This is a genomic window from Chlamydia pneumoniae TW-183 (assembly GCF_000007205.1).
Classification (GTDB): domain Bacteria; phylum Chlamydiota; class Chlamydiia; order Chlamydiales; family Chlamydiaceae; genus Chlamydia; species Chlamydia pneumoniae.
Map to the genome: position 1 here is coordinate 572,924 of NC_005043.1, position 14,719 is coordinate 587,642.

A 14,719-nucleotide genomic window follows, 5' to 3' on the forward strand; every position below is an offset into this window, starting at 1 on the left:
ATGCGTAGAAATCCCCACTTTTCTCTTCTCAAGCCTCAGTATCTATTTTCTGAAATTAGTAAAAAGCTTGCTCAGTTTCGCAAGGAGAATCCAGAAATCTCTGTCATAGATCTTTCTATCGGAGATACGACACAACCTCTCTGCCGCTCTATTACTCAGGCAATCAAAGAGTTCTGCGTTTCTCAAGAGAAACAAGAGACCTATCGTGGGTACGGCCCAGAAACCGGATTAGAAAAATTACGCACAAAAATTGCCTCTGAAGTCTATGAAAATAGAATCTCCCCTGAAGAGATTTTTATTTCGGATGGTGCCAAACCTGATATCTTCCGTCTCTTTTCTTTTTTTGGCTCAGAAAAGACTCTAGGTCTACAGGATCCTGTCTATCCAGCTTATAGAGACATTGCCCACATTACAGGAATCCGCGACATTATCCCCCTAGCATGCAGAAAAGAAACTGGGTTTATTCCAGAACTTCCGAACCAACAATCCCTAGACATTCTTTGTCTATGCTATCCTAACAACCCCACAGGAACAGTTCTAACCTTTCAACAACTCCAAGCACTTGTGAACTACGCGAATCAGCACGGAACCGTTCTTATTTTTGATGCGGCCTATAGCGCCTTTGTCTCAGATCCTAGCCTACCTAAAAGCATCTTCGAAATCCCTGAAGCAAAATATTGTGCTATAGAAATCAACTCTTTCTCTAAATCATTAGGCTTTACTGGCATGCGCCTTGCCTGGAACGTGATCCCTAAAGAACTCACCTATGACAATAACGAACCTATGATCAACGATTGGAAACGGCTCTTTGCGACTACATTTAACGGAGCATCTCTCCTCATGCAAGAAGCAGGGTATTACGGCCTAGATTTATTTCCGACACCTCCCGCCATCTCTTTATATCTAACCAATGCTCAGAAACTTAAAAAAAGCTTAGAAACTGCAGGATTCTCAGTTCATGGTGGCGATCATGCCCCTTACCTTTGGGTAGAACTCCCTGAAGGAATCTCTGATGAAGAAGCGTTTGATTTCTTCTTACATCAGTATCATATTGCAGTGACTCCCGGCCACGGTTTTGGTTCCTGTGGACAAGGATTTGTTCGTTTCTCCGCTCTGACACAACCACAAAATATCGCTTTAGCCTGTGACCGCCTCTGTACCGCTTCACTAAAAGAAACGATGGTTCTTGCATGACAATTCTACGTAAACTCTCTCAGTACTTATTTTTCTTTTCTCTGTTTTGCTCTTTCATCTATGTAGCCACTTGTGGTTCTCAACCAGATAGCGTCTCCTCTCCTAAAATCGCAATTTTCTTATCCTTTCCCCATCCCCTATTAGAAGATTGCAGTAAAAGCTGTATAGAAACCTTGAAAGATTTTGAGAACCTTCCTGAAATTGTTGTCCTAAATGCTGAAGACAGTATCGTAAAGGCTAGGAAAATTGCTCGCTCCTTACATACCGATAAAAATGTCGTGGCGATTGTCACCTTAGGAACTATTGCTACGAAGGTCATGAGCCACATTGAAACACAGAAACCTGTGATCTATGCCGCTGTTCCTGATCGCGAAAGCCTAACCCTTCCTAAAAACACAATGAATATCTACGGAGTGAATGACACTCTAGACATCAATCAATACTGCTTTGCTATACAAGCCGTAGCTACCAATGCACAATCTATCGTGTATTTAAAACCCTCCGAACCTTTCCCCTCAGATCTCCAAAAAGAAATTGTTAAGAAACTCCATGCTTCAGGAATTGAGGTCATTGAGATCTCTATTACAAGCAGTACATTCAAAACCCGGATACGCCAGGCTATCGACAAGCGCCCCTCAGCTATCTTCATTCCCCTCTCCCCACTTTCTCATAAAGAAGGCACCGCATTCCTTCAGGAAATCCTCAAAGAGAAAATCCCTATCATTACCGACGATACCTCCTTAATTTCCGAAGGAGCCTGCATTGCCTGTAGCGTGGATTACAAAAAATCAGGAAAACAAATCGCAAAAATTGTGCACCACCTACTCTATAACAATCACGATGTGGACAGCCTGCGTAAAATCATTGCTCAACGCCTGTCACCTACAACCACCTTTAATGAAGATATCATCAAGTACTTAGGAATCAAGCTTCATAAAACAGAACGCAACCAGTTCTTATCTTTTAAAAGCAAAAAATTGGAAAAATCTGAGAAAGGGAAAAACGTAGCTGTGAGTTAGGCTATACGTCTATATGCAAAGAAAAAATAATGTCTTGAACTCTGTTAGGAAGAAGAAACTTTTTCTTTCGAGAAGTTTCTCCTGCAATTAAAGTGACATCACGCTTCGGTAAGGATAAAGCTTTTGCTAATAAAGAAATTACAGCATCATTGGCCTTACCCTTTTCTGGGGGTTCGGTAACACGGACCTTCAAAGCTTGTCCATCAAAGCCTACAATTTTGTTCTCTTTGGCTTTTGGAGTGACTTTAACCTCTAAGATCCATGAATCATCCAAAACAACCCTCTGAAATATTTAAGCAGCCGTTCGTTTCCTTTAACCATTCCGCTAAAGTATGTAGACAAATCCTTGGAGCCCAATGATACTTCAAGACTCCTTGAGCAAATCCAGGTCCAGCAAGATCATAGCTTTCCCCTTTGAAAAACTGCCCGACCCTGCAAGCATCTAAACCGATAAAGGGTTGACTACTTACAAATAACACGCGTCCCGGAAACGCTTCTTGATAAGAACGGAATAAAAGTAAGGTGTCCTTACGATTCGCAACCACACGATTTTCCTCTGGCTTTGCTAGAAGAAATGTCACTCTGACTCCTGAAGTACTATCTCGCCATGCTCTAGGTAAAAGCATTTGCATCCAAACAAATTTGGCAATCTCTTCTTCAGAAGAGGGAGTAACTCGGTTACCAGATTCCCAGTTCTCTTCAGTAGGGAAAGGATTGTACCGAGAATCAAAGAAATGCTCTTGTTCTTCAATAGACTGATAGCGCCCTCGCTCTCCACATAGAAAAACGATTTTCTTAAAGCGCACGCCACGCTGCCACTCTCGCACCAAAAAATCTAAGCGCTGACGTAGCGCTGGCAAAGGCCCGCCAAAAACTACAGCACAATCATACGTTGCAGAATACGAAGGCACAGCCTGAGTCATATGTAATAAAGACAAATCGTTATAGAAAGCATGCTCATCTTTAACCTGACAGATAGAGACTAACTCTCCAGAAAAACGTTCTTCAGGAGTCAGTACCCAAGCAGACGAGGACTCGATTAAATCCTCAACATTCTCAGCTTCAGGAAGTCCACAAACTTCTAGTAAACGATTGACTACAGGAATATACTTATCAATAGAACATCTTGATTTCGCTTGTGACCAAGGACAACACCCAACAGAAATGAGCGCCGTCATTGCGAACAATGCCACTACCCATCTTGCTTTTCTTCTATTCATAAAGGGCGCCCTCCTTAATCGGCAATATTAGACGCCACCATATAACAAAAATTCAAAAAAAACAATAAACAAACCACCGCAATTTGAACTATAAAAATAGGACTGGGTGAGAGTAAAAGCTGGCAATTCTGATTCGATAGTTTCTACTCAGAAGAGATCATTCTTTATTATAACTCCGTCTCTTCCTCACTATCAGAGTCTTGCTTATCACCTCGACTAGGTTGGTTACGGCCATCTCCATGGGGAGATTCAGGATGTATAGACTCTCCCTCAGCTCTCACAATCATCTCTTCCTCAGATAAGTCAGATCGCCGAGAAAGGCGTTCTCTCCTTGTAGAACGCTCTCCGGAAGAAGACCTCTGGTCTTCTTGAGAAGCATCGGGATTATGGAAAGGCAAACACCCCAGCCCAGGCAAAAGGTTAATCCGTCTCACTATCCACATCAAAACAAACACGATGTTGTCATAGCAACTCGAAATAAAACCTACAAAATTCGCCCAAAGACGACGTAATTCATTGAGCAATCTTTCACAGCAAGACAAACTTTCTTCAACCCTAGGATCAGACGAAGATTCCGTTGTTCCCTGAAGAGTCCGCAATTCTTCTACAGTAGGTAGATTCACTTTCTTGATCTGGACAAGCATACTGTCAGCAGTAAGCACCAGTCGCGGAATCCCCCTCTCACAAGAAAGAGACCAATTACCTTCAGCGTCTACATCAAGCCCTAACGAACCCAGATGCTCAAGAACCCTATCATTATTGTCAAACGCCAGGGAAAGATCTTCACGACTGAGTCCCTGTAGCTTGTGATGTACATCTGTTAACTTACTTAAAATGAGATGAGCCTTCCCATGAAACTGGTTCGCATGGCCTAAGACAGCCTCGTAATCGCTACGAAATAATTCCAGCCTCGCTATATCCGCATTATCCCCAGCACCTCGAGTTTCGAGTCTTCTCGTTGAAGATTTCCATGCCGGAAGACAGTTTTTCAACTCTGACTGAAAGCTAGTGAAAAGGGACTGGGCACCCTTAAGGTCGTCTAAAAGCTCTCCAACACGCTCTACAAGTGATGAGATCTGATCAGCAACCGCCCGACTCGAAGAAACTTCAGCTACAATCTCGTCTACCTTCGGATTACTCGCCGTTTCTTCAGATGAGGTCCCCACACCTTCAGGAAGAGAAAGTTGAGTGACTATAGGAAGAGCCACAGCATGCGTGGCTTGCGCCTCATCTGAAGAAACAACATTTTTGTTTTCTTCCGTAGATTCAGGAGAAGTTACCTCTTCTGGATTCGGGGTTCCAGAGCTTTGATTTACTGACGACATAGTACTACAATTACAAAAATAAAAGATTAATAAGTATACACTTAATTATAAGTTGAGATTATTAAATTTCTAAATAAAAACAAAAATATAATTAAAATAATACATAATCCTGACCCCAATTGTTAAGTTAAGAACCCAACGCAAAACATTGATCTAGAAAAATCCCTGTGTTAAGATACCTCCTTCATAGCTAAACTAAATCTACTAGCTTAAAAGACTCTCGATATAAAATCGCAATAGCCTGTAATTTTTTCTATAGACTCTTGACGATCAATCACTGAAGATAACAGCCCTACTCTATGAAAACGTCTCAACTCTTTTATAAGACTTCAAAAAATGCAAATAAAAGCGCTGCTGTGCTCTCAAACGAGCTCCTAGAAAAGGCAGGATACCTATTTAAAGTAAGTAAAGGAGTCTATACCTATACACCCCTGTTATGGCGCGTGGTCTCCAAGATGATGAACATCATTAGAGAGGAACTTAATGCGATTGGAGGTCAAGAACTTCTACTCCCACTTCTCCACAATGCTGAACTTTGGCAACATACAGGGAGATGGGAGGCATTTACTTCGGAAGGACTGCTCTACACTCTCAAAGACCGCGAAGGAAAATCTCATTGCCTAGCTCCTACACATGAAGAGGTCATCTGCTCTTTTGTTGCACAATGGCTCTCCTCAAAAAGACAACTTCCTCTCCACCTTTACCAAATTGCTACAAAATTCCGAGACGAGATTCGCCCTCGATTCGGTCTCATTCGCTCTCGAGAGCTCCTTATGGAAGACAGCTATACCTTCTCAGACTCTCCCGAACAAATGAACGAGCAATATGAAAAACTCCGCTCTGCGTATAGTAAGATCTTTGATCGTCTCGGTCTTGCCTATGTCATCGTTACAGCTGATGGAGGGAAAATCGGCAAAGGAAAGTCTGAGGAATTTCAGGTCCTTTGCTCTCTAGGCGAGGACACGATCTGCGTCAGCGGTTCCTATGGAGCTAATATTGAGGCTGCTGTCTCCATTCCTCCACAGCATGCCTACGATCGCGAGTTTCTTCCCGTCGAAGAAGTGGCCACCCCTGGGATTACAACAATAGAAGCTCTAGCAAACTTCTTCTCTATCCCCTTACATAAAATTTTAAAAACCCTTGTCGTAAAACTCTCCTACTCAAATGAAGAAAAATTCATTGCCATTGGAATGAGAGGAGATCGGCAAGTCAACCTAGTGAAGGTCGCTTCCAAACTGAATGCCGATGATATTGCTCTAGCTTCTGATGAAGAAATCGAACGCGTTCTAGGCACAGAAAAAGGATTCATCGGTCCCCTAAACTGTCCCATAGACTTTTTCGCAGACGAAACAACGTCCCCAATGACGAACTTTGTTTGTGCGGGCAATGCTAAAGATAAGCACTACGTAAATGTAAACTGGGATCGCGACCTCCTCCCCCCCCAATACGGTGACTTTCTACTCGCTGAAGAGGGAGACACATGTCCTGAAAATCCTGGCCATCCTTACCGCATTTATCAAGGCATAGAAGTTGCTCATATTTTCAATCTCGGGACACGCTATACCGATAGTTTTGAGGTAAACTTCCAAGATGAACACGGGCAAACCCAGCAGTGCTGGATGGGGACCTACGGCATTGGAGTCGGAAGAACATTAGCCGCTTGTGTAGAACAGCTTGCCGACGACCGTGGTATTGTTTGGCCAAAAGCACTCGCTCCCTTCTCTATCACTATCGCCTTTAACGGAGGAGACACTGTATCTCAAGAGCTTGCGGAAACTATTTATCATGAGCTACAAAGTCAAGGCTATGAGCCCCTTCTTGATGATCGAGATGAAAGACTCGGATTTAAACTTAAAGACAGTGACCTTATCGGCATTCCTTATAAGCTTATTTTAGGAAAGTCCTACCAATCTTCGGGAATATTCGAAATTGAATCCCGATCTGGAGAAAAGTATACAGTCTCCCCGGAGGCCTTCCCTACTTGGTGTCAGAATCACTTAGCCTAGCTCTTTGATCGCTGCCCTCCTCGTAAAAAAGTTAGCATTCATTCAATTCGAGTGCTAAATTCTCTTGACCTTCTCGGGTTCTTTTCCTATAATGCTCTCAGTTACGATTGTTCTAGTAGGACTCGAGATGGCTAGATCCAAAGTCTCAAAGCGAGATTCAAAAATCCTTGATATCCTGTTTGCTACAACAGAGTTGTACCTAAAAACAGGGCAGCCTGTAGGGTCTAAAACTTTAAAGGAAAGTTTTTGCTCTGATTTGAGTACGGCAACTATAAGAAATTACTTTGCAGAACTTGAAGCTGAAGGATTCTTAAAAAAAAATCATACTTCCGGAGGAAGAATCCCTACAGACCTAGCATTACGTCACTATGTAGATCACCAAGAAGAATGCCCAGAAGCTGAGATTTCTGCCCCCATTTTTGATAAGATCAGTCAGCTTCCTAGCGAAAGTCGCAATATTATCAAGGATCTACAAAAAGCTACGGAACTTCTTGGAGAAATCCTAGACCTGCCTACGTTTTTTTCTTCCCCACGCTTTGAAAATGATTCCGTAACCAATATTCAAATTACACAGGTCGATAAGCAAAGAGCTGTCACCATCCTCTCTACGGAGTTTGGTCAGATCTTCACAGACACCCTATGGCTGCCTGAAGCTTGCGATACTCTTTCTATCAAACGTATAGAAAAATTCCTGCAGAACTACATCCGAAAGCTCCCCACAAATGAGGAACTTTCGAAAAAAGAAGAACACCTGAGCATGTCCCTCTATAATGAGGTGGTTGTCCGCTATCTAACACGCTACTGCAACTTTAGTGAAGAAGATCTCTATCAAACAGGAATGTCGAAACTACTGAAATACGAAGCGTTTAAAGATCCTGAAGTTCTAGCTCTAGGACTCTCTCTTTTTGAAAATCGCAGACAAATGTGTGAGCTTCTAAATATAGGAATGCATAAAGGAAGAGCTACAGCGTTCATAGGGAAGGAGCTTTCTGATATTTTAGGGACCTCGAATCCAGGATGTTCTGTAATTACTATTCCCTATTATATGAATCGCTCTCCACTCGGAGCTTTAGGTATCCTAGGCCCGATCAATCTTCCTTATAAGGAAGCTCTTCCTTTGCTCAAACTATTTGCGAATAAAATAAATGAAACCCTGACACAAAGTTTCTACAAATTTAAACTATCCTTCAGAAGACCTCTCACCTCTAACTGTAAGCTTTCGAATGAGCCTATTTTAAGAACGGAGTACTCTTCTATAAAACTATTACCCTCTAAGGAGACGTTATGACAGATACCCCACCTGAAAATGAGGAACAACACGAAAGCAATGTTCAAAACGAAAATGAAGTTGAACATTTGCAACAGGAAATCGTCACCCTAAAAACCGAATTAAAAGAAAAAAACGATAAGTATCTCATGGCTCTAGCAGAATCTGAGAATTCTAGAAAACGCTTACAAAAAGAACGCCAAGAACTTATGCAGTATGCTTTAGAAAATACTTTAATAGACTTTCTCAATCCCATAGAAAGCATGGAGAAAGCCCTCGGATTTGCTACACAAATGTCCGACGATGTAAAAAATTGGGCCCTCGGATTCAACATGATTCTCAACCAATTCAAACAAATCTTCGAGGAAAAAGGTATTATTGAATATTCTTCAATAGGCCAAAAGTTTAACCCCTTCCTACACGAAGCGGTGCAAACAGAAGAGACTTCTGAAGTTCCTGAGGGGACGATTTTAGAAGAGTTTGCAAAGGGATATAAAATAGGAGAACGCCCGATTCGGGTAGCTAAAGTTAAAGTCGCTAAAGCTCCTACTCCCAAAGAAAATAAAGAATAGAAATAACCCCTAGAGATTAGGTACCAAACATGAGTGAACACAAAAAATCAAGCAAAATTATAGGTATAGACTTAGGCACAACAAACTCCTGCGTATCTGTTATGGAAGGAGGACAAGCTAAAGTAATTACATCATCCGAAGGAACAAGAACCACGCCATCGATCGTTGCCTTCAAAGGTAATGAGAAATTAGTGGGGATTCCAGCAAAACGTCAAGCAGTGACAAATCCAGAAAAAACTCTCGGCTCTACAAAACGCTTTATTGGCCGTAAGTACTCTGAAGTAGCTTCGGAAATCCAAACCGTTCCTTATACAGTCACCTCCGGATCTAAAGGTGATGCCGTTTTCGAAGTTGATGGCAAACAATACACTCCAGAAGAAATTGGCGCACAAATCTTAATGAAAATGAAAGAGACAGCAGAAGCTTATCTAGGCGAAACTGTCACAGAAGCAGTGATCACCGTCCCCGCATACTTCAATGATTCTCAACGAGCATCCACAAAAGATGCTGGACGCATTGCAGGTCTAGATGTAAAACGTATCATTCCAGAACCTACCGCAGCAGCTCTTGCCTACGGAATCGATAAAGTCGGTGATAAAAAAATCGCTGTCTTCGACCTTGGTGGAGGAACTTTTGATATCTCCATCCTAGAAATCGGTGATGGCGTCTTCGAAGTTCTATCTACAAATGGAGATACTCTCCTCGGTGGAGACGACTTTGATGAAGTCATTATCAAATGGATGATCGAAGAATTCAAAAAACAAGAAGGCATTGATCTTAGCAAAGATAATATGGCCTTACAAAGACTTAAAGATGCTGCTGAGAAAGCAAAAATAGAACTTTCAGGAGTCTCTTCCACAGAAATCAATCAGCCATTCATCACAATGGATGCACAAGGACCTAAACACCTTGCATTGACACTCACACGTGCGCAATTCGAGAAACTCGCAGCCTCTCTAATCGAAAGAACAAAATCTCCATGCATCAAAGCACTCAGTGACGCAAAACTTTCCGCTAAGGATATCGATGATGTTCTCTTAGTTGGAGGTATGTCAAGAATGCCCGCAGTGCAAGAAACTGTAAAAGAACTCTTCGGCAAAGAGCCTAATAAAGGAGTCAACCCCGACGAAGTTGTTGCTATTGGAGCCGCAATTCAAGGTGGTGTTCTTGGCGGAGAAGTTAAGGATGTTCTACTTCTAGACGTTATCCCCCTATCTCTGGGTATCGAAACTCTAGGAGGCGTCATGACGACTCTGGTAGAGAGAAATACTACAATCCCTACACAGAAAAAACAAATCTTCTCCACAGCTGCTGATAACCAGCCTGCGGTTACCATCGTAGTTCTCCAAGGAGAGCGTCCCATGGCCAAAGATAACAAGGAAATCGGAAGATTCGATCTTACAGATATCCCTCCGGCTCCTCGAGGCCATCCTCAAATCGAAGTCTCCTTCGATATCGATGCAAACGGAATTTTCCATGTCTCAGCTAAAGATGTTGCCAGCGGTAAAGAACAGAAAATTCGTATCGAAGCAAGCTCAGGACTTCAAGAAGATGAAATCCAAAGAATGGTTCGAGATGCCGAAATTAATAAGGAAGAAGATAAAAAACGTCGTGAAGCTTCAGATGCTAAAAATGAAGCCGATAGCATGATCTTCAGAGCCGAAAAAGCTATTAAAGATTATAAGGAGCAAATTCCTGAAACTTTAGTTAAAGAAATCGAAGAGCGAATCGAAAACGTGCGCAACGCACTCAAAGATGACGCTCCTATTGAAAAAATTAAAGAGGTTACTGAAGACCTAAGCAAGCATATGCAAAAAATTGGAGAGTCTATGCAATCGCAGTCTGCATCAGCAGCAGCATCATCGGCAGCCAATGCTAAAGGTGGACCTAACATCAATACAGAAGATTTGAAAAAACATAGTTTCAGTACGAAGCCTCCTTCAAATAACGGTTCTTCAGAAGACCATATCGAAGAAGCTGATGTAGAAATTATTGATAACGACGATAAGTAATCAAAATTTTCAATTTAAGTTTCTCTATTCCCATCCTCATAAGAGGATGGGAAACTTCCTTATAAACAGAAAACAGTTCCATTCTCTTATTCTCTGATCAAGGAGTTGCAATAACAGAGCTTCTTTAGTACAATTGGCTTTGAATTTGAGACTGCTCCTTTCATAATCACAAAACCCACTTAAAAGGGAAAATTTTGTTGAGCCACTCAGTTCACGAGTGAAACTACGGGATTTCTCGTTCAATGTCCTAAACTTACAGGCGGAGCCCAATTGTTGAAAAAACCAAAAAGAAAACCAGGGAGAAGAACATACGGTAAATCCTTGAAGATTTTTATTCCAGGAACCCTATTTGTTCATGCTAGAAAAGGTTTCGGTTTTGTTTCTCCCGACAACCCCGAAGAATACCCATTTGATATTTTTGTTCCCGCCCGAGATTTACGCGGGGCTCTAGATGGTGACCACGTGATTGTCTCCGTGCTTCCCTATCCAAGAGACGGACAAAAACTCAAAGGCACTATCAGCGAAGTACTCGCAAGAGGAAAAACAACACTCGTAGGAACGATCACCTCACTAGTCAGTCCCACATCAGCACTTGCCTACACAAGCATGTCGGGATCCCAATCTTTAATTCCAGTAGAACTCCTTCCCGGACGCACTTACAAAATCGGCGATCGCATTCTTCTGAGCACTCCTCCCTGGGTAGATAAACCCCAAGAAGGAGCCTCTCCAGCCTTACAAATGCTCGAATTTATTGGCCACATCACCAACGCTAAAGCGGACTTTCAGGCAATTCAAGCCGAATATAACCTTGCCGAAGAATTCCCCCCAGAGGTCATTGAAGAAGCAAGCCTTTTCTCTCAAAAACACATTACCCAAGTTCTCCACTCTCGCAAAGATCTCCGTGATCTCCTCTGTTTCACCATAGACTCTTCCACAGCCAGAGACTTCGACGATGCCATCTCCCTCACCTACGATCATAATAACAATTACATTCTTGGTGTACACATCGCAGACGTCTCCCACTACGTTACCCCACATTCTCACCTAGACAAAGAAGCTGCTAAACGCTGTAACTCTACATATTTCCCAGGGAAAGTCATTCCCATGTTGCCATCAGCACTCTCTGATAATCTCTGCAGCTTAAAACCAAACGTTGATAGACTCGCTGTATCCGTATTTATGACGTTTACAAAATCAGGTCATCTTTCAGATTACCAGATTTTCCGTAGCGTCATTCGAAGCAAATATCGTATGACCTACGATGAAGTCGATAACATCATTGAAAAGAAACACTCCCACCCCCTCTCAAAAATCCTCAATGAGATGGCCACTCTAAGTAAAAAGTTTTCCGATATCCGTGAAGAACGTGGTTGCATTCGCTTTGTCCTCCCCTCAGTCACTATGTCCTTGGATAATCTTCAAGAACCCGTAGCTCTGATAGAAAACCACCAGACCTTCTCCCATAAACTCATCGAAGAGTTTATGCTTAAAGCAAACGAAGTGGTCGCCTATCATATCTCCCATCAAGGCGTTTCTCTACCTTTTCGTAGTCACGAACCTCCCAATGATGAAAACCTACTCGCCTTCCAAGAATTGGCAAAAAACATGGGCTTTGATATCACGTTCACTCCCACACAAGAACCTGATTACCAATACCTTTTGCAAACTACGTCAGCAGGACATCCCCTAGAGCAAGTTCTACACTCGCAGTTTGTCCGAAGTATGAAAACAGCCTCCTACTCTACAGAAAATAAAGGTCATTACGGACTTAAGCTCGACTACTACACCCACTTTACGAGTCCCATACGTAGATATATCGATCTTATTGTTCACAGGCTTCTCTTCAACCCCCTATCTATAGACCAAACGCACCTCGAAATTATCGTAAGAGCATGCTCTACAAAAGAACGAGTATCCGCAAAAGCAGAAAATTCTTTCGAAAACCTCAAAAAAACTCGGTTCATAAATAAATTTTTGCAAGAGCAACCTAAAACTACATACCATGCGTATATCATCACTGCAAATCATGAAGGACTCTCATTTGTAGTGACCGAATTCTGCCATGAAGGGTTCATTGCAGCAGCAGAACTCCCTAAAGAATATTCCCTAAAGAAAAACGCTCTTCCAGAATCTATCCCAGATAAAATGAAACCTGGAGCTTCTATAAAAGTCACTATTGATTCCGTGAATCTCCTTACGCAAAAAATCGTCTGGTCTATAGCGACAACCACAGAAGATAAACCTAAGAAAATAAAGAAAACGCCTTCTAAGAAAAAAGGAACGAAAAAAAGAGCCTCGTAACGTGCTACAAGAACATTTTTTTCTATCGGAAGATGTAATTACACTAGCGCAACAGCTTTTAGGACATAAACTCATCACAACACATGAGGGTCTGATAACTTCAGGTTACATTGTAGAAACCGAAGCGTATCGTGGCCCTGATGACAAAGCATGCCACGCCTACAACTACAGAAAAACTCAGAGGAACAGAGCGATGTACCTGAAAGGAGGCTCTGCTTACCTCTACCGTTGCTATGGCATGCATCACCTATTGAATGTTGTCACTGGACCTGAGGACATTCCCCATGCCGTCCTGATCCGGGCCATCCTTCCTGATCAAGGCAAAGAACTTATGATCCAACGCCGCCAATGGAGAGATAAACCCCCACACCTTCTCACCAATGGACCCGGAAAAGTGTGCCAAGCTCTAGGAATCTCTTTGGAAAACAATAGGCAACGCCTAAATACCCCAGCTCTCTATATCAGCAAAGAAAAAATCTCTGGGACTCTAACAGCAACTGCCCGGATCGGCATCGATTATGCTCAAGAGTATCGTGATGTCCCATGGAGATTTCTCCTATCCCCAGAAGATTCGGGAAAAGTTTTATCTTAAATAATCTTAAGCTGTATAGTAAGGAAACAAATGCCCATTTCCTCATATCTTGCAGGAGAATCATGAAAAAATACTTTATTACAGGACTTGTTATTCTCCTTCCTCTAGCAATTACTATTGCTATTGTTACTATGATCATGAACTTCCTAACCCAACCCTTCGTAGGCTTGGCTTCGGAATTCTTTGAGAAATTTAGCTTTTATACTAAACATAGAGCTCTTCTAAAATTCGTATTGCAAATCATTTTACTCTTCGGTCTCTTTTTCGCCACAGTGCTCCTAGGTTTCCTCACGAGAATTATGATTTTTAAATCCCTACTCTCTATCTACGACAAAATCTTACACCGAATTCCCATCATTAAAACAGTGTATAAAGCTGCGCAACAAGTCATGACTACCATATTTGGATCAAAATCAGGATCCTTCAAACAAGTAGTTATGGTTCCTTTCCCTAACGCAAATGTTCAATGCATCGGTCTCGTCGCTGGAGACGCACCCACAGTATGCTGCACAGGAGAAAAGGAAGACGACCCCCTCGTCACGGTCTTCATCCCAACAACACCCAACCCCACCTCAGGGTTTCTTACCCTATTTAGAAAATCTGATATCGTATTCCTAGATATGAAAATCGAAGATGCTTTCAAATATATTATCTCCTGTGGAGTCCTCTCAACCCCCATGGCATGCCCCTCGTCTCCCCTCCCTGACGAGCTACACCAAGATCAAGGCAGCTAAAAGACGTCATCTTCTTGAAAAAAAACTCTTCTTTTACTATCCTTTTTCTTATAAAGTACTCCGTATCCTCAATTTCCGTTGTCTGGAGAAATTAAAAAATTCAATATCGAGTTATTTATGACACGAATGAGTAAACAAGCTCGGCGCAGAGCGAAAAGTCCTAAAAAACGTAAACCTAAGTATGCCATTGTGCATCCAGCGCCAGCTCCAAGAATTGTATATAAATTGCATACGAATGCATTGAGCACCAGTGATAGCATTTTTATCCCGAAAATAGGTTAATTTCTAGAGTAGAATTATGTCTCGACATCGTAGTTATGGTAAATCTGTCAAAGGGGTTACCAAAAGAAATGTTTTGAAGCGTTTTGAGCGAGTAGAAGTCTTGCGTAAGTTGGGCCGTTGGAATGATAGTACAGCGAAAAAAGTCACAGGTTTACCTAAGACCCCTATTTTAAAATAAGTTTGTTTTTCTCTATG

14 protein-coding genes are annotated in these 14,719 nt (G+C 42.1%); 11 read left to right on the top strand and 3 right to left on the bottom strand.

Annotation, left to right across the window (positions count from 1 at the left end; genetic code table 11):
* Both CPB_RS02510 and CPB_RS02515 read left to right on the top strand, forming a co-directional pair.
* Nucleotides 1-1,194 carry an LL-diaminopimelate aminotransferase gene (locus CPB_RS02510; protein ID WP_010883133.1) on the top strand — a complete coding sequence of 398 codons (1,194 nt, stop codon included), beginning with the start codon at nt 1-3 and terminating at the stop codon, nt 1,192-1,194.
* Nucleotides 1,191-2,213, top strand: a complete 1,023-nt coding sequence (locus CPB_RS02515) for an ABC transporter substrate-binding protein (protein ID WP_010883134.1) — start codon at nt 1,191-1,193, stop codon at nt 2,211-2,213. Before CPB_RS02510 ends, CPB_RS02515 begins: the two co-directional genes overlap by 4 nt.
* Nucleotide 2,214: 1 nt before the next feature.
* On the opposite strand, the gene CPB_RS02520 is transcribed toward CPB_RS02515, so the two are convergent.
* The 3 genes from CPB_RS02520 to CPB_RS02530 all read right to left on the bottom strand — a co-directional run bounded on the left by CPB_RS02520 (nt 2,215) and on the right by CPB_RS02530 (nt 4,758).
* The gene (locus CPB_RS02520; protein WP_010883135.1) at nt 2,215-2,487 is read right to left on the bottom strand and encodes a DUF167 domain-containing protein; all 273 of its coding nucleotides are present in this window, start codon (nt 2,485-2,487) and stop codon (nt 2,215-2,217) included.
* Nucleotides 2,480-3,433, bottom strand: a complete 954-nt coding sequence (locus tag CPB_RS02525; protein WP_010883136.1) for a hypothetical protein — start codon at nt 3,431-3,433, stop codon at nt 2,480-2,482. The genes CPB_RS02520 and CPB_RS02525 overlap by 8 nt, the downstream gene beginning before the upstream one ends.
* A gap of 167 nt (nt 3,434-3,600) precedes the next feature.
* On the bottom strand, nt 3,601-4,758 hold the full coding sequence (locus CPB_RS02530; protein WP_010892002.1) for a CT392 family protein: 1,158 nt from the start codon (nt 4,756-4,758) through the stop codon (nt 3,601-3,603).
* 299 nt (nt 4,759-5,057) lie between these two features.
* On the opposite strand from CPB_RS02530, the gene CPB_RS02535 reads away from it, so the two are divergent.
* The 9 genes from CPB_RS02535 to CPB_RS02575 all read left to right on the top strand — a co-directional run bounded on the left by CPB_RS02535 (nt 5,058) and on the right by CPB_RS02575 (nt 14,702).
* The gene (locus CPB_RS02535) at nt 5,058-6,764 is read left to right on the top strand and encodes a proline--tRNA ligase (protein ID WP_010883138.1); all 1,707 of its coding nucleotides are present in this window, start codon (nt 5,058-5,060) and stop codon (nt 6,762-6,764) included.
* Nucleotides 6,765-6,855: 91 nt separating this feature from the next.
* Nucleotides 6,856-8,052 carry a heat-inducible transcriptional repressor HrcA gene (gene hrcA, locus CPB_RS02540; protein WP_010883139.1) on the top strand — a complete coding sequence of 399 codons (1,197 nt, stop codon included), beginning with the start codon at nt 6,856-6,858 and terminating at the stop codon, nt 8,050-8,052.
* A complete protein-coding gene (locus tag CPB_RS02545) occupies nt 8,049-8,603 on the top strand; it encodes a nucleotide exchange factor GrpE (RefSeq protein WP_010883140.1) in 555 nt (184 codons plus the stop codon). Before hrcA ends, CPB_RS02545 begins: the two co-directional genes overlap by 4 nt.
* Nucleotides 8,604-8,632: 29 nt before the next feature.
* Nucleotides 8,633-10,615, top strand: coding sequence for a molecular chaperone DnaK (gene dnaK / locus CPB_RS02550; protein WP_010883141.1), 1,983 nt, complete (start codon nt 8,633-8,635; stop codon nt 10,613-10,615).
* A gap of 273 nt (nt 10,616-10,888) precedes the next feature.
* On the top strand, nt 10,889-12,916 hold the full coding sequence (locus tag CPB_RS02555; RefSeq protein ID WP_404987433.1) for a ribonuclease R family protein: 2,028 nt from the start codon (nt 10,889-10,891) through the stop codon (nt 12,914-12,916).
* A 1-nt stretch (nt 12,917) separates the two neighbouring features.
* Nucleotides 12,918-13,508, top strand: coding sequence for a DNA-3-methyladenine glycosylase (locus tag CPB_RS02560; protein WP_010883143.1), 591 nt, complete (start codon nt 12,918-12,920; stop codon nt 13,506-13,508).
* A gap of 62 nt (nt 13,509-13,570) precedes the next feature.
* On the top strand, nt 13,571-14,242 hold the full coding sequence (locus CPB_RS02565; protein ID WP_010883144.1) for a DUF502 domain-containing protein: 672 nt from the start codon (nt 13,571-13,573) through the stop codon (nt 14,240-14,242).
* A 117-nt stretch (nt 14,243-14,359) separates the two neighbouring features.
* Nucleotides 14,360-14,524, top strand: a complete 165-nt coding sequence (locus tag CPB_RS05815) for a hypothetical protein (RefSeq protein ID WP_010883145.1) — start codon at nt 14,360-14,362, stop codon at nt 14,522-14,524.
* 16 nt (nt 14,525-14,540) lie between these two features.
* Nucleotides 14,541-14,702 (top strand): small basic protein, encoded by a 162-nt coding sequence (locus CPB_RS02575; RefSeq protein ID WP_010883146.1) that lies wholly within the window; start codon nt 14,541-14,543, stop codon nt 14,700-14,702.
* Nucleotides 14,703-14,719 lie beyond the last annotated feature (17 nt).

Excerpts from the sequence above, each read along its gene's own strand:
- CPB_RS02525 (WP_010883136.1), bottom strand. The coding sequence starts at position 3,433 with ATGAATAGAAGAAAAGCAAGATGGGTAGTGGCATTGTTCGCAATGACG.
- dnaK (WP_010883141.1), top strand. The coding sequence starts at position 8,633 with ATGAGTGAACACAAAAAATCAAGCAAAATTATAGGTATAGACTTAGGC.
- CPB_RS02515 (WP_010883134.1), top strand. The coding sequence starts at position 1,191 with ATGACAATTCTACGTAAACTCTCTCAGTACTTATTTTTCTTTTCTCTG.
- CPB_RS02545 (WP_010883140.1), top strand. The coding sequence starts at position 8,049 with ATGACAGATACCCCACCTGAAAATGAGGAACAACACGAAAGCAATGTT.
- CPB_RS02565 (WP_010883144.1), top strand. The coding sequence starts at position 13,571 with ATGAAAAAATACTTTATTACAGGACTTGTTATTCTCCTTCCTCTAGCA.
- CPB_RS02575 (WP_010883146.1), top strand. The coding sequence starts at position 14,541 with ATGTCTCGACATCGTAGTTATGGTAAATCTGTCAAAGGGGTTACCAAA.
- CPB_RS02530 (WP_010892002.1), bottom strand. The coding sequence starts at position 4,758 with ATGTCGTCAGTAAATCAAAGCTCTGGAACCCCGAATCCAGAAGAGGTA.
- CPB_RS02510 (WP_010883133.1), top strand. The coding sequence starts at position 1 with ATGCGTAGAAATCCCCACTTTTCTCTTCTCAAGCCTCAGTATCTATTT.
- CPB_RS05815 (WP_010883145.1), top strand. The coding sequence starts at position 14,360 with ATGACACGAATGAGTAAACAAGCTCGGCGCAGAGCGAAAAGTCCTAAA.
- hrcA (WP_010883139.1), top strand. The coding sequence starts at position 6,856 with ATGCTCTCAGTTACGATTGTTCTAGTAGGACTCGAGATGGCTAGATCC.
- CPB_RS02535 (WP_010883138.1), top strand. The coding sequence starts at position 5,058 with ATGAAAACGTCTCAACTCTTTTATAAGACTTCAAAAAATGCAAATAAA.